This window comes from Pseudovibrio sp. POLY-S9, from assembly GCF_001431305.1.
Lineage (GTDB): Bacteria > Pseudomonadota > Alphaproteobacteria > Rhizobiales > Stappiaceae > Pseudovibrio.
This window is the reverse complement of sequence record NZ_LCWX01000074.1, coordinates 23031-38023: the sequence shown is the minus strand read 5'-3', so window position 1 is coordinate 38023 and position 14993 is coordinate 23031. Positions and strand designations below refer to the sequence as shown.

At 52.2% G+C, this 14993-nt stretch carries 11 protein-coding genes; 1 reads left to right on the top strand and 10 read right to left on the bottom strand.

What is annotated here, in order from left to right; all coding sequences use genetic code 11:
- Positions 1 to 1072 precede the first annotated feature (1072 nt).
- On the bottom strand, positions 1073 to 5179 hold the full coding sequence (locus PPL9_RS05605; RefSeq protein ID WP_057461771.1) for a helix-turn-helix domain-containing protein: 4107 nt from the start codon (positions 5177 to 5179) through the stop codon (positions 1073 to 1075).
- Between the two features lie 542 nt (positions 5180 to 5721).
- Here PPL9_RS05605 and PPL9_RS05600 point away from each other — a divergent pair.
- The gene (locus tag PPL9_RS05600; RefSeq protein WP_057461770.1) at positions 5722 to 6297 is read left to right on the top strand and encodes a recombinase family protein; all 576 of its coding nucleotides are present in this window, start codon (positions 5722 to 5724) and stop codon (positions 6295 to 6297) included.
- Between the two features lie 142 nt (positions 6298 to 6439).
- Here the strand turns inward: PPL9_RS05600 and PPL9_RS34755 are convergent, their stop codons facing one another.
- The 9 genes from PPL9_RS34755 to PPL9_RS31130 form a co-directional block, all read right to left on the bottom strand.
- Positions 6440 to 6835: a hypothetical protein gene (locus tag PPL9_RS34755; RefSeq protein WP_348271968.1), complete on the bottom strand. Its 396-nt coding sequence runs from the start codon at positions 6833 to 6835 to the stop codon at positions 6440 to 6442.
- 50 nt (positions 6836 to 6885) lie between these two features.
- Entirely contained in the window at positions 6886 to 7419 is a 534-nt protein-coding gene (locus tag PPL9_RS34110; RefSeq protein WP_244273353.1) for an IS5 family transposase, read from the bottom strand.
- A 314-nt stretch (positions 7420 to 7733) separates the two neighbouring features.
- A complete protein-coding gene (locus PPL9_RS05590) occupies positions 7734 to 8504 on the bottom strand; it encodes a hypothetical protein (RefSeq protein WP_057461769.1) in 771 nt (256 codons plus the stop codon).
- Positions 8505 to 8524: 20 nt separating this feature from the next.
- Positions 8525 to 9466, bottom strand: coding sequence for a CoA-transferase (locus tag PPL9_RS05585; RefSeq protein WP_244273352.1), 942 nt, complete (start codon positions 9464 to 9466; stop codon positions 8525 to 8527).
- An 83-nt stretch (positions 9467 to 9549) separates the two neighbouring features.
- Positions 9550 to 10050, bottom strand: a complete 501-nt coding sequence (locus PPL9_RS05580; protein ID WP_057461775.1) for a MaoC family dehydratase — start codon at positions 10048 to 10050, stop codon at positions 9550 to 9552.
- Positions 10051 to 10061: 11 nt separating this feature from the next.
- Positions 10062 to 10892 (bottom strand): SDR family oxidoreductase, encoded by an 831-nt coding sequence (locus PPL9_RS05575; protein WP_057461774.1) that lies wholly within the window; start codon positions 10890 to 10892, stop codon positions 10062 to 10064.
- A gap of 14 nt (positions 10893 to 10906) precedes the next feature.
- A complete protein-coding gene (locus PPL9_RS05570) occupies positions 10907 to 11662 on the bottom strand; it encodes an enoyl-CoA hydratase family protein (RefSeq protein WP_057461768.1) in 756 nt (251 codons plus the stop codon).
- A gap of 10 nt (positions 11663 to 11672) precedes the next feature.
- Positions 11673 to 12764, bottom strand: a complete 1092-nt coding sequence (locus PPL9_RS05565) for a nitronate monooxygenase (RefSeq protein ID WP_057461767.1) — start codon at positions 12762 to 12764, stop codon at positions 11673 to 11675.
- A gap of 50 nt (positions 12765 to 12814) precedes the next feature.
- The coding region (locus PPL9_RS31130; RefSeq protein WP_161831218.1) for an acyl-CoA dehydrogenase family protein at positions 12815 to 14993 on the bottom strand (2179 nt) is incomplete at its 5' end.

The window sequence follows — 14993 nt, the reverse complement described above, 5'->3', positions numbered from 1 at the left end:
TGCAGAAAGATCCGGTGAATTATTCACCTCTCCGGAACCTGGCAAGCCAAATCCGAACGAGAAGCTGGCGACAGCAGTAGACCAGATCAACCGAAGATTTAAAACTCGGCTTGTTCACTTTGGCGTAAATCAGGAACATCCTGGTTTCTTTGAAAATGGCAGCGGCAGCTGAACCAATAAGCGCACCGGCTCAAATAGGCCTAAAAGGCCCCAAGCTGCAAAAGTGGCCAAAAATCAGAACAATTAAAGAACATGCTGGGTGACTGTCGTTAGTATCTCGGAGTATGAGATGGTAAGATGCGGACTTTGCTGAGGTTCAATGCACTGCGAAAACTCCGGCAAGTGAGAGGCAGTTGCTAGTGTCGAGGGCCAGAAGCTGACCTTCGAGCGATTCTATCGTGGGTTGAGCTAGCGCGCCCCCCGAAAAAAATGCCATGGATGCTTTCAAGAGTTTGCCTAATTGGCTTCTCAGCCTCATTCCTGACTTTCAACGGTGGGCCGGCTTTCACGAGTACAGAAAATCGTTCAGTAACCAGTCGCAGCTTCTAGTAAATCCAATCTTACCAACTTTGTTGCTCTTGATTGTATCATTACTAACAAATGTAAGGAAATTCTTGATGTTCACCTTAAACGTGTGGGACAGCCGCTGAATGCGGCTGTCCATTTTACTTACTTACGCTTTATTGTCTCAACGACATGCGTAGACTTTTTCTCTTGTGCTTGTTTAACGGTCGTGAAACGACCAGTTTTAGCACTTCGACCGATTTTCGTCGATTTTTTAGCCATGCTATTTCTCCTCGGGGCGTATATTGCCATTTCTCTCGAGTTGAACTACAAATCGGCCTTCTTAGGAGACTAATTTGAGTATCAAGAGCGGCTTTGCACCGTCTAGCCCCTTGCACACGATACAAAATTAAGATTGGAGGCTCAGGCTGCAACCTGAGCCTTTTTCTATTCTGAACGTTTCTTTGAGCTTCACTATCTGATCATCTACACCAGAAGATCAGCTCCATCACTTCCACACACCTCAGTTTGAATTTTCAATTGAACTCAGTTAGGCTTAGTCTCGCACTTAATTAGGAGTTAAGCGTTTTCTGATGTTGGCTTCGGTATCTTCGCGTTTAGCATCGGCCAAATAGCTATCTCGAATCTCACGTAGAACCTTAGCTACTTTAGGATATTGATATGATGTAGCGTCAGCCCACTGATTAAACTGGGCAGCTTGTTTACGCTCCTGGTTCCCCCCTACATCGCGCCAATGAACTCCTCTAAGATTGATCTTACCAATCATAAAGCCGCGACTAATGTCTTTGTTAAGCACTTTTTCCATGGCATCGCGTACTGGTTCACATGGCCATATATCGTCAAGGCCTAGAGGAGCTTTCGCCAATAACTGCCCGAGTTGACTGTCGCCGATGTCGGCGCGCGCCCATTTCTTTAAGAAAGATCTAACAGAGACGATCCACGAGAGAAGAAGTTCAGCATCTAACTCGCCCGTTTCATTTCGACCAGGAATTTTTTTCAGTCTATCAAGCAGACGATATGCTTGTTCCGCTCTGTTCGTAGCCCAATCCTTATCTGGTGCCTGAAGTTCTACAGGATCATCTTGATCATCTGAACGCTTGAAAGCAAATGCAATCGCATGTGCAAACATTTCCGGATTATCGTTTATCTGACGCTCTAGATTAGGGATTGCTGTGTCTTCTCTCTCAAATAACGCGAGATACTTGAACTCAAGTGATGCCATGTCGTCTACACTGATTTCACCGCTATCATTTAAGTACTTAAAGGCTTCTTTGACGGTGTAACTATCTAGGCGATAGCTGCGTAAATCTTCAGGAGAGGTAGTGGCATCATTTAAAGCACGATATATAGTTTTAGGAGGAACCGCTGCCTGCTGAAAGCGAATAAGCCCGAAAGTCGCAAGAGGCCTGCCAGCTTCTAAAAGCTGTCCTACTGCATAGTTCAAATCATCATCTTGCTCGCGAATAAATCCGGCATGAACATTCTGCCAATAGTATTTGCTGGCGTCATCACCAAGAGAATTTACAAAATCCCATGTTTGCCTGCCAAATGGCGCTAACAATGCCATCTTCTGAAGTGCATCATGGTCTAGCCCAACTTTCATTGCCTTGAAAAGTCCTGAAAGCCCACCAAACTTCATGGCTCCATGCATTAATCCTGATAATAAGTTTCGTTCCTGCTGACTGTCTGTCATTTGATCGGTTTTCAAGGTTTTCTGGATTAGCACTAAGGATGTCTCCGCTGTCTCTAGTGCCTGCGCTGTAAACCAGCCAACTTGAAAGCCACCATCCCCAACGTGAGCAAGCCGAATAAGACCATCATAGCGTTCTGATGCAAAGACATCTTTCACTGCCTTTGCTCGCGCTTTCTCAATCCGAACTTCGCGGGCTTCACCAATAGCTTCTTCATCGCCGTGGAGCTCATCGGCAGACAATTCCACCCAATTGTTTACAAACAACCAAGCATGCTGCTGCACAATGTCCTTAGGCTGGAGTGCATTGTATGCACGTTTTGCTGCTCTAAGCATTCTTGCATTCTGCTGCGGCTCGCCATCTTTCTTACTATGTCTCAGCGCCCGTTTAGTCATGGTATACCTACGGATCACTTCTCGAAGTTTGGCTTTTTCCTCTTCCGATGCAGATTGTGACCAGCTATCAATCAACTCCCAAACAGTCTGTTGATCGTCCTCATGAAAAGAGCTGACGCATTGGACTAGATCACCTAACGTTTTTTCATCGTGTTTTGTCCACCCCAAGGCAAGGTCAAGTGCACGTCGCGACATTTCATAAATTTCGGTTCTTGGAACCCCGTTACCCGCACCTCTCGCGTCAGGCCGCCAACTCGGCCTGTGATTTGGGCTAGCTGAGCTCGATTTTGGCTCGAATTGTGCTAGGCAAATTGGCCAAGCTACTTTGGGATTCTGGGTCACCAGGTGCTCTAAAGCAGCAATACGCCCTTCAATTGGAGCAGAAGTCTGTGGCAACCAACATCGAAACAGTGACCCAAGGGAGTTTATGGGTTTGTTGACCCAATTATCATCGAGTTTTCTTTCTGAAAGATGCGCTAGAATATTGACTACGCGACTTAGTCTCTCAGGAGCCCAAGCGGTATTTTCTAATGCCCAAAGCAGACCAGTTCTCGGGTTTGTGTCCCATAGTCCAGTTCCAGCTGGTCGGATAACATCAAACACTGCTGGCTGCGTGCGGCTGAGGTCTTCTTCAAGAATCGTCAGTAACTCATCTGGAGCTGCTTCAGCATACATTGGCAGGTCATTAGACTGAGCTTCAAGCAAACGCCCTGTTAAAGGAGACAGCAGTCTTCTCACTAACAAAGTAACACGATCTGCTGGGTTGAAACCGAGTCGATCTTCAAATAGTTCAGAACTATAGACAGCAAGCAATACAAGCGTTTCCGATATCCCCTCACGCAATGGTGTTGAGATTTCTCTTTTTTTGTCTCGTATACCGGCTAGCCACCTTTCACCTTCAGGAAGGTCCAGTGCAGGATCATCTTCACTAAGAACTAATTCTGCTATCTCTAGGAAGCGCTCCAGTTCAGCGGGAGTAACTTGATTACAGATTGCGAAAAGCGCATCCATTTTTGAAACTACACCACGATATTTTCCAACAGTCCAGACTGGTGAATCTTCCAAATCTCGCAGCTCAAGTAATTCCCTTTCAATATTATTGTAGTCGTTCACGCCTTTGAGCATCATAAGAATATCTTTGTCAGCCTGAGACCTAGAATCCCATGCCCCCGCAAGCGCTATCGGAATTAAAAACCGAGCAAATCTAGTGTTCGAGCTCCAATTGGGAATGGAAATTGCGGCTGTACTTGAGAGTTTTCGTCGCAAAATGGTGATAGATCTGCCAGAAGTGCGACTTAATCGATCAATTTCATCTGATTTTAGACCCATCTCGGATAATCCAGCATTAAAGGCTTTAACGCTCAATGTACTGATGGAGAAATCAGGATCTAAGCTGCGAATGTTTTTGTGTTGAACAACAACACTTGGGACAGTCCCTTTCAAGGGAGCCAATTCTTGTTCTACAGCTGGTGACGCAACGACAGGTATGACCCCCACATTTCGAGCAATCAAACCCGGCAAAACTCCAGTCTCGGTGAAGATCACCATTCGATCCCGTACGCTGTGCATCTCTTCATTCAAATGAAAAGCGGCGCTAAGAAAAGCCAAGCCCTCGCTGCTTGAGTCTGCCGTAATTGTAATCGAGTCGTTATCATGAAGCTTTTTTTTAAGCCGTTTAGGTGTGCCTCCACCAAGTGCTTCAGAAAACAGAGAGTGAGCCAGAGGCGGACTACAGTCTGCCGACCATGATTTCCAATGAGCATCAAGTGTTAATGTGCCTTTTGACGCAACATTCGTTTCGTTTGAGAACCAGACTTGTGCTGAGATAGATTGTTCTATCCATTGCTCTAAATCACTGGCATCATAGGCTTTAACATCCTTCCATTGGTTCTCGGCACGTCGCTCATCAACCCAAGCCTTCTTCCCGTGCCAGCGCATTGTCGTGACAAACACGAATGTCGTTTGTTGGCGCTCGTCTGAGGGCAGATTAAGGCTCTTAATGTAGTCTTTATCAGCTTTAGGTTTTGGTTCTTTGTTAGTACCGAACTCCCAGCCAACTTTGCCAGATGGTACCCAATTGTTGCCGATTTGAGTAACCGTGTACCCATCCCATCCAGGTCGCTGACTATCGTCATTTGCAGGGAAGTCGATCTCTATGACATTGTCGACAGTTGAGTTAATTAGCCTGCGAATGAAGACCGCGAGCCTGCTTCTAGTCTTAATTCTATCCTTTCCCCAATCTTCGATATCTCGTGACGTCACATTCATAAATACTGGTACAAAAACCTTGGAGGTTTCGGCCTTGCCTTTAGCTGCACTGGTTGTTGCACTCATTGAAGCTTGCACACCTAACAGTTCCTCCGCATTAACATCGAAAGTTCGCTCAAGCTTCTGCGCCATCTCTGGTGATAATGAAGCATTGCCATTTAGAAGATTGGATAATGCTGGACGACCAACACCCAAAAGCTTTGAAGCCGTCGTTACGCTCATGCCGACAGGTATCACTTGCTCACGGATATGCGTACCTATGTGACAATCTGTATTTTTTGATTGCGGCCTCTTAGACATTCTTTCTGCTCCTAGCCCATGCAAATGAACTGTATCGTGTAACGCTACACAATACAAACACACTGACCTGTGTTTGTCAAATAACTGGAGACATCTGCCTTAATCGACTGAAATATATAATAAAGTCACCTAAAGAGTATGAACAAAGCCCGTATCTGCAAGCAAGAGTGATTAAGTGGCATTTCTTATTGTTGGAATTTTTTGCCGAAGAGCGCTTTAATGCATATGCATGGCAACCTCCTTAATCGTGCATTGAGCAAGAAGCTGCAAGAGATTGACCTGTAGTTGAGTGGCCGTGCTGGTTGGCTAGGCCGCTATGTAGTGCGAATGACCGCAATTGGTCACTAGCGTTTTGCTGCACACGCGAAAGCCAATGCACCGATGAATGTCAACTATGACCACATAACGTTGATCATTAATTATGAACCTGTCCAGAAACGGTGGTTTGCGGACACGGCTCCAATGCCTGTTCAAATATTAGATTGACGGCATTATGGACATATCTATAATTTCGAACATCTATTTTGGACGGAACTATCTCGATGTCACGCACCTTTGCTTATGCCCGGGTCTCCACAACAGGCCAGACGACAGAGAACCAGATCCAGGAGATCGAAGCTGCTGGGTTTGCGGTTGAGCCACATCGCATCATCAGTGAGACCATATCTGGCAGCATGCCCATGTCTCGCCGTCCAGGATTTACTCGTCTTATGGACCGGCTGGAGATTGGAGATGTTCTGGTAGTCACCAAGCTTGACCGGCTTGGCCGCGATGCCATGGATGTCAGCGCCACAGTGCAGCAATTGGCAGATGTGGGCGTTCGGGTTCACTGTCTGGCACTGGGTGGGATTGATCTGGCCAGCTCTGCTAGGAAGATGACCATGCATGTGATCAATGCGGTGGCCCAGTTTGAGCGAGATCTTCTGGTAGAGCGCACGCAATCGGGTCTTCAGCGAGCTAAGGCTGAAGGTAAATCACTCGGCAGACCTCAGCGTTTATCATCTCAAGAGAAACAGGAAGCCCTTCAAGATCTGGAGAGTGGTTTGAGTATCTCTGCAACCGCCAGAAAACATGGTGTCAGCCGACAAACCATCATGCGGCTCCGAGATGAGCGATGAAGGTAATACCAAGGAGGCTCAAAGATAAATTAAATTCACTTTTTACCTAAAATATACCTAGTATAGTATTGATATAGTCTGCACTGCACGACGTCGTTGCAGAAATCAACTTTAGCTTACAACTCGCCCTTACCCGCTTAACTCAGGTCGCGATGATCCGCTCAAACGTCGCACGTCCGAGGGCAGCCATTGTGTTGAGGACGGAGACATTGATCCTGGCTTCCGTCTTCTGGTTTTCAAAATCACGGGACTTCAACGCGGTCCCGAAGATCTGTTTATATCGCCCCATCAAGGTCTCGCCTCTTGAGCGCCGCCCGTAGCCGGTTTGCTTCTGCCACCCCATTCTGCCGTGTTTCTCAATGGCCAATATATCTCGATCACGAGCAGTGGGAGCGGTCTCAGCCTCAGGGCTGGGGACGGCTGTTTTGGGCGGCGGTATGATGACCTCGACACCGTCATAACGAACTGCTATTTCCTGTCTTGTCGCAGCTCCGTCATAAGCTCCATCGCCAAGAAACGTGGCAACAGAACCCTCGATCTGGTCCAGCAGATCCGGACAACAGTTGGATCGCCAACTGTATCTTCCGTCTATTCACAGCAGGCAATGATGCCGCTTTCCAAATCCAGGCCAAGATGAAGTTTTCGCCATTTTCTGCGCTTTTTCTTGGTTCCATGTTTGGTTTCCTGCCATTCACCAGCCCCGAACATCTTCACGCCCGTGCTATCGATTACAAGGCTAGCCGGGCCTGCAGTCTTGTCAGACTTGACTTTGGAAAGGTTTAATCCAGCAGTTCGACGCGACACCGTGCTATAGTCTAGAACTGGTAAGGTCAGATCCAACAACGCGAACACAGAGCAAACAAATCCCTGTGTTTGCCGTAAAGCCAAACTAAACACAGACTTGACGCGCAAACAGATTTCAATGGCAAGACCTGAATACGTGGTGGATCTTCCGGGTCTATTACTTGCCGGAGCGAACCAGGCTTCAGTGACGACCTCGTCAATCCAGACCGTGATGTCACCACGGCGTCGCAAGCTCGCGTTATAGTCCGGCCAGTTCGTTACTTTGAATTGAGCTTTATCGAACTTGTGACGCCGATCAGCAGTCTGTTTAAATGGCATAAAGTAGAGAAGTTTCAGAGAAGATACTCTACGTCAGGGGGATACTGCAACAACGCCCTTGAAAACCATCTTCAGAGCGAAAACGCCTAAACCACCGTACTGAAATAACACAAAATACGCTCTAAAACATGTTTGCAACAGAGCCACTTACCTTGTGTTAAGAGGCAGCGCTCCGCCGTCGGTTTGAAAGGATTTGCGTTGGTTGCGTATTTTTAGCCTTGATATGCTGATTTAAACGTCGGTAAGGCGAACCTGGCCGGACGGGGAAGCGGTTGGCGGGGTGTTGAGTGCCTGCTGAATGTCCGGCCAGATTCTTACTGCTTAACTGCTGAGAGGCGGATGCCGTTCGGGTCGAGTTTTTTGATGATCGCCATTTGCGCCGCATTTGGAGTTTCGGTCTGAGCGGGCTTGTCGTCGGCCTGCAGGTCAAAGCCGGTGTTGTCGCGCACCTGGTCCAAGCTCACGCCCGCATGCAGGGAGACAACGCGCGGTTTGTGGTCATCGCCGTTAAAATCCATCACACACAACGGCGTCACAATCAGTCCAATCTGCAATGTCTCAGGAATGATCTCATCCGGCCACATGCGTGGGTTATACCCGGCGCTGCACACCACATCGACTTCGCCTTTCACAAAGGTTTTTGTGTCGTGGCGTGTCACCAGCATGGAATTGCAATGGTGGATGCTGTTGCCGGGGAAACCGCGTGCGCCAAGCATTTGCACCTTGGGTTTTTTGAAATCACCCAGGCAGGAAATGTTGGCCTGACCATACTGATCGATCTGGACAGGAGACACCATGGCATGTCGGCGGCCAGACCACAGCACATCAAACACGCGTGTATAAGGAAGCCAGCCGGATGGATTGGGGCGTTCTTCTTCCGGGCATCCCAGCGGCACGGGCTCTTCAACCAAAAACGCCTCGCCATCGCTGAGCATCAGTTGATCGTTGAGCGTCAGTTTTGCCAGTCCGGCGGCAATGCGTGGCAAGCTGCCAATGCCGTTAGCCAGCAACTCGCCGTCCTTTTCCCAGGCTTTTGCCGCAGCGCAGATCATCACATCGGCAGTGGTATAGGTTTGCTGTTCCATATTCACGAGGCAAGTACCTTTTAAAATCGAGGGATCGGCAAAGTGCTGCAATGCTCTGCACCACCAACATTGGTCAGGTAGGCGGCTTCATCAGCGCCCACAAAGTCCTGCAGGTATGCATCAAACCCGTTTTCGTCCGCAGCGGATTTGCAATAAAGCTTCAGGTGCTGCATGTCCCAGCCATAATGATCATGCGCCGTGGTTGGATGGGCCCCAAAGGGCGCGCTGACAACCGCATCCACAAGCGAGCGGTCAAACAGGCTCTGCTGGCTGGTGTCAGGACAGCTAATATCCAGCCGGTCGACCAGTCTTTCTGCCGAGATAATGACATTACCAGCTGCACGGGCAAACAGACTATCAAAATATGGATCGCGCCCGTGGGTCTGGGTGTTGCCCAGCCAGTCAGCGTAGGAAACATGAATGAGCGCAACATCCGGCTTGATGGCTGGCATGGCAACCAGCTTCTCCGCGCTGTTATAGGGGGAGGATATCACCTTCAGCTCGGGGTTGTAGGTCAGTATATCCGTGCCAAGGCCAATGCGGGTCGGCGCAAAGGGAACATTTTCCGCCCCAGCCCGCAAGCCAAGCTTCAGCAGGCCTTCATCCAGTTCCGTAATCTCAATTTGTCCGGTTTCCCGGGCTTTGCGGAAGTAAGGTTCAAGCGGAATAACATCGAGCGAAACAAAGCCGTAGATGACTTTTTTCACCTTGCCCGCTGCACACAACATGCCAACTTCCGGACCACCATAGGAGACAAGGGTCAAATCCTTCAGGTCTGAGCGGAGAATCTCCCGCACCAGCGCCATTGGTTTGCGTCTTGGGCCCCAACCGCCAATGGCGATCATCATGCCATCGCGCAGCGAGCCAATGGCGGTTTGCAGTGAAACCTGTTTGTTCATAGCAAGTCCTTGCTTTGCCTGCCTGTCTGAAAGGGACAGCCCCGAAAGGCAGGTGCGCTTCATTTCCTGATAATCCTATTGAGACCTTGCCTTTGAGAAATCATCCAACCGGACGAGCTGCGTGTTTTGTGCAGCGCATTGGCTGGCTATACCTGCTCAACCCCTTCTGGTTGCTCGGTTTTTTCGGGCAAGAAAGAATAACGCTGGATCGTATCTGCAACACAGCCGGGTTTTTCGCCGCCCTTAATGTCAATTGTCATGCGCACCGTTGTTTGCACATCCACTGCGCTTAGCGGTTTTACCGCAGTGAGCACGCCGTGGGCTCTGATCTGATCTCCTTGGCGAATGGGGGCGGGAAAGCGCACGCGGTCGACGCCGTAATTGACGCCCCAATCCAGATTCTCCGGTTTAAGCAGCATGAGCAGGAAATAGTTGGTCAAAGACAGGGAGAGATAACCGTGAGCTATGGTTGTGCCAAACGGCCCGGTTTTCGCTGCCTCGCGGTCCACATGCAACCACTGGAAATCCCCTGTGGCCTCTGCAAACAGGTCAATGCGCTCCTGCGTCATTGTCAGCCAGTCCGTTGGCTCCAGAACTATGTTTTTATTGGCAATTAAGTCCTCACAGCATCTTGCAATAAGTGTCATGGCACCCTCCATCAGGCCCGTTGAGAAGAAACTGACACCACTTCGCCAGTCATATAGGATGAGTAGTCGCTGGCTAAAAACATGATGACATTTGCTACTTCCCAAAGCTCAGCAGCGCGGCCAAAGGCTTCTTTTTTGCAAAGCTTGTCCAACAGCTCTGCGGGAGCGGAGCGCCGCAGGAAATCATGCATGGCCAGTGAGGGCGCAACCGCATTGATGCGGATGTTATGCGCGGCCGCCTCCACTGCGCTGCAGCGGGTTAAAGCCATCACAGCAGCCTTGGCAGCGGCATAGTGCGCCTGCCCGGCCTGTGCCCGCCAGCCAAGAACGGAGGCGTTATTGACAATCACGCCAGCACCGCGTGCCTGCATCTTTGCAAGGGCTGCGCGGGTCATGCGAAACGTGCCGTTCAAAGTGACATCAAGCACCAGCGACCATTCCTGATCACTCATCTCAACGATGTTTTTGGTGCCGCCCAGCCCCGCATTATTGACAAGAATATCAAGGCCGGACATGAGCGTATCGCCCTTATCAACCAGCGCCTGCACCTCCTCTTCGCAGGTCACATCAGCCACTTGCCCAACAACAACCGTTTGCTTGCCTTGCTCTTTTGCCACGCCTTGCAGTTTTTCTGTGGCCTGTTCCAACCGCTCTGGATGTTTGTCGGAAATAATCACCATCCGGGCATTTTCCTCCACCGCCCGTTGGGCTGTGGCAAAGCCGATGCCAACCCCGGCAGCGGCGGTGATCAGGAGCCCGCGATCCTCCAGCATATTGTGGCCCTGCACATAGCGGGGCGGCGAGGCAGAGACAGGTAGGTCGCTCTCGGCAGCATCAAGCATGATGAAATCCTTCTTCAAAAATTGGCGTTTTCACCTGTTGTTACAAACGCATCACGGGTCATTTGAGAATCTGAGTGCAAGTAAGCCTGAGCGGTAAAGCCTTGTTCCCAGCGGTAATTGCGCTCCAGATTGCTGGCCTCAACGCCGTTGAGCGCCTCTTTGGCAAGCGAAATCAGCGCCGGGCTCTTTTCTGCAATCTTTTCAGCAATAGCGCGGGCATGGTCATGAAGCTGATCGCGTTTGACAACCGCCTCAATGCCGCCATACCGAGCGGCCTCCTGAGCAGTCATCTCAAGGCCGGTGAAATAGAGATAGCGGACCTTTTGCAGGGGCAGCAGTCGTTGCAAATGCGCCCCGCCGCCCAATGCCCCGCGGTCCACCTCCGGCACGCCAAAGCGGGCGCACTCAGAGGCGACGACGATGTCCGCAGCGCCGCAAATGCCAATGCCGCCGCCGAGCACAAACCCATGCATGGCAACAATAACCGGCACTTTGGCCTGGTGGATGGCTTTGAACGTGTCGTAATTGCCTTTGTTGACGGAGCCGATCATATCGGGCCGCACTTGCAGCTCTTTAATGTCGACACCGGCACAAAATCCACGGCCCTCCGCCCGGATCAGCACAACCCGCACCTGCGGATTGTTGCTCAGCTCGTTGATTGTGATGGCAAGCTGGTGCCAGTGTTTGCCAGCCAGCGCATTAACAGGGGGGCGATTTAAGGTAATCTCAGCGATATGATTGCGTATAGAGGTCTCAAAAGGTTCGGTCATCAGTCTCACGCTATTGGTCAGGGGTGGTAAGGGAAGCATCATATTGAGAGAGCACGCGCAGCTGGTGGCGGGTCTGGGCAACAATGGCGTCAATCAGCGCCGCACATTCGGGCAGGTCATCAATCAACGCGGCGGCCTGACCACTTGGCAAAAGGCCGTTTTGCGCATCGCCCTCAATAAAGGCGCGAGTAATCAGGCGCGGCAGCGTTGGGGCCATAATGGTTGCTGCAAAACTGGCGTCCTCACCCTTCAGGCTCTGCCGCAGCACGCCAAGCACCTCTCCCCAGCTGTACTTATTGGCTTTGCGAAACTGCAGTGCATAGCGCACGCTCGCCATAAGCCGTGGCAGCACGCCCATGTTTTCCAGCGTGCGCAACTGATCATTTTCAATAAACCGCTGCGGCAAGCCATCTGCTGCCCGCGAAACCCGGATCTGGTTTGGGTCGTTGGTGTGCAGATAACGGCTCAGCGAGGTTTGGTGAACAGGGCTTTCCTTGGTGAGCAAAAACCGCGTGCCCATGGCAATGCCCTGCGCCCCATAGGCAAGCGCTGCGGCCAGGCCGCGGCCATTATAAAAACCGCCCGCTGCAATCACCGGCACATCAACCGCTTCAAGCACTTGTGGCAACAGCAGTGAGGTGGGTACTGAGCCAGTATGCCCACCACCTTCACTGCCTTGAATGGTGATGGCGTTGGCACCCATCTGCACCGCTTTCACCGCATGTTTGACAGCGCCAACAGTGGGCATGCAGGTCACTCCGGTCTGCCGCAATTTGCCGATCATGGCAGCATCTGGCCCGCGCCCATAACTGACCGCTGCAACCTTGTGGCGCAGCACCATCTCAACAACTTCACCCGCATTGGGCTGAAACCCGTGAAAGTTGACGCCAAAAGGCCCATCTGTCAGCGCTTTAACCTGCAAAATCGCAGCTTCCACCTGACCGGGGGGAATGGAGGCGGCTGCAAGAAAACCAAACCCGCCCGCCTGTGTGGTGGCGGCAACAAGGCGCGGCGTGGCCACCCAGCCCATCGCCGTTTGCACGATGGGGTATCGGCAGCCCAAAAGTCTGGTAAGCTCTGTCCTCAGGCAATCTGCACTCATATTTCCACTCCGTTCCCTGATCGAACACGCGGTGCGCGCCTGCATCTGGCTTAAACTTTAGATAGGTTCTGATTACGCGCCCCGTCCGTGTTCTTTGGGGCTGGTCTTGGCGGGCGCGGGCTGTGCGGCAGTCGCAAGCCTTTTTCGGCAATGATATTCAGCTGAATTTCGCTGGTACCGCCGTAGATGGTTTCTGCCCTTGAAAACAAAAACATCTGCTGCAGTTTCAAAACTTCAGTTTGCTTGCTGAGCACGCTGGCGTTGGTCCCAAGCACCTGCATGGCAAGCTCGCCAAGCTGTTGATGCCAGAGGGACCACTCATATTTGTAGCCAAGCGCCTCCGGCCCGGCACGGCCCGCCTCCAGCGCGCCAAGCGTTTTCAAAGCCCCATGGCGCATGGCCCGCAAGCCTGCCCAGCTGCGTCCTATTTGGGCAAGCAGAAAGGGATCATCCGCCCCCTCGTGCACCTGATCCACAATCAGCTCCAGCTCGCGTGCAAACCCCATTTGCTGCCCCAGTGTGGACAGGCCGCGCTCAAAACCAAGCAGGGTGGTTGCCACGGTCCAGCCTTCTCCCGGTGCGCCGATCGTGTCTGCGCGCCGGGCCCGTGCGCCATCAAAAAAGACCTCGTTGAACTCCTGGGTTCCGCCCATCTGGCGGATGGGCCGCACCTCAATGCCCGGCTGGTCCAGCGGCATGAGCAGGAAGACCAGGCCCTCTTTTCCAGCGGACCCGTCACCCGCGCGGGCCAGCACAAAAATCCAGTCGCTGATATGGGCCAGCGAGGTCCATGTCTTTTGCCCCGTAACCACCCAGTTTTCACCGCTCTCATCCAAACGCGCCCGGGTTTGAATATTTGCCAGATCCGATCCCGCATTGGGTTCACTGTAGCCTTGCGCCCATAAGGTGGTGCCCGCCAGAATGCCGGGCAAAAACCGCGTCTGCTGGTCTTCGGTTCCAAAAGCAAGCAGGGTTGGGGCAAGCAAGCCCTCGCCGATGTGGCCCAACCGTCCGGGGCCCCCAGCGCGGGCATATTCCTCATAAAAAACAAACTGCTCTTTGATGGAAAATCCACGCCCGCCTGCGCTGCTGGGCAACCCAAGCCCAGCCCAGCCATCTGCTGCCAGCGCCCGCTCCCACGCCTTGCGCTCCTCAATGAGAGCATCGCCATCGCCCGCGTAGCCACGCCCGCGCAATACGGCATACTCACCTTTAAGATGGGAGCGCATATACTCGCCCACCTTTGTGCGCAGGCCCATGTTGTCATCACCGTGCGGAATGATCGGAAAGGCGTGCTCCACCAGCTGCTGACCAAGGCGGGCATACATCTGATCAGCGGAGCCGATAAGCGCGGCCAACGATGAGGCGCGGGTGAAGAACAGCTGCGGGCTGTATTCCCACGTCATGCCAACACCGCCATGCAGCTGAATGGCTTCGGCACTCACCTTGTAAAAAAGCTCGCTCGCCCACACCACCGCCGTATCGCTTTGCGCGCAGGCAATGCGCTGCACGTCCTGATCCGCTGCTTGAGCAAAATCACTCACCGCGCCATCAATAAGCGCATCAACGCGGTTCAGCTGCACATAAAGATCAGCCATGCGATGCTTGATGGCCTGAAAGGAACCGATCACCTGACCAAACTGCGAACGCTCGCAGATGTATTGGTGAGTGAGGTCAAAAGCGACCCGGGCCGAGCCCATCATATGCGCCGCCAACGCCAGCCGGGCCTGACACAGCACCAACTCATAGCGTCCGGCAAAATCCTCGCCCCGGTCAATCAGTGCTGCGTCCGGCACGGCATACTGGTCGAGCTGGAGCCCGCTCAAACTCAAGCTGCCATCCAGAGCGCTGTGCGGCTCACTCATCTGCGCCAGATCTTTGCCGGGTACAGCGAACACCACCAGCTCTGTCCCGCAGCGCGCCGGGATAAGCACTAGATCAGCCATTGCAAGGTTCAGTAGCGGCCCACTTTTGCCCGTCAGCGTGTAGCAGCTGGCAGTTTGCCGGGCAGTAAATGGGGTGGATGTCCACTCCGCTTGCGCCCCGATGGGCGCATGTGCCAGCGTTGCTGTTGCCTGACCGGATGTGAGCTTGTGCGCCCACTCATCACGCAGTGGGCCGGGCGTTGCCGCCTGCAAAACGGCAGCGCACACGCTGATGGTTGTGTGATAGGGCAGGGGAGCCAGAACACTGCCCAAAAGGCGCTCAATCTCTATCCGCGCGGCCAGA

Bases quoted from the DNA above. Each gene is read 5' to 3' on its own strand.
- PPL9_RS05605 (WP_057461771.1), bottom strand. From the start codon at position 5,179: ATGTCTAAGAGGCCGCAATCAAAAAATACAGATTGTCACATAGGTACG.
- PPL9_RS05600 (WP_057461770.1), top strand. From the start codon at position 5,722: ATGTCACGCACCTTTGCTTATGCCCGGGTCTCCACAACAGGCCAGACG.
- PPL9_RS34110 (WP_244273353.1), bottom strand. From the start codon at position 7,419: ATGCCATTTAAACAGACTGCTGATCGGCGTCACAAGTTCGATAAAGCT.
- PPL9_RS05590 (WP_057461769.1), bottom strand. From the start codon at position 8,504: ATGGAACAGCAAACCTATACCACTGCCGATGTGATGATCTGCGCTGCG.
- PPL9_RS05585 (WP_244273352.1), bottom strand. From the start codon at position 9,466: ATGAAGCGCACCTGCCTTTCGGGGCTGTCCCTTTCAGACAGGCAGGCA.
- PPL9_RS05580 (WP_057461775.1), bottom strand. From the start codon at position 10,050: ATGACACTTATTGCAAGATGCTGTGAGGACTTAATTGCCAATAAAAAC.
- PPL9_RS05575 (WP_057461774.1), bottom strand. From the start codon at position 10,892: ATGCTTGATGCTGCCGAGAGCGACCTACCTGTCTCTGCCTCGCCGCCC.
- PPL9_RS05570 (WP_057461768.1), bottom strand. From the start codon at position 11,662: ATGACCGAACCTTTTGAGACCTCTATACGCAATCATATCGCTGAGATT.
- PPL9_RS05565 (WP_057461767.1), bottom strand. From the start codon at position 12,764: ATGAGTGCAGATTGCCTGAGGACAGAGCTTACCAGACTTTTGGGCTGC.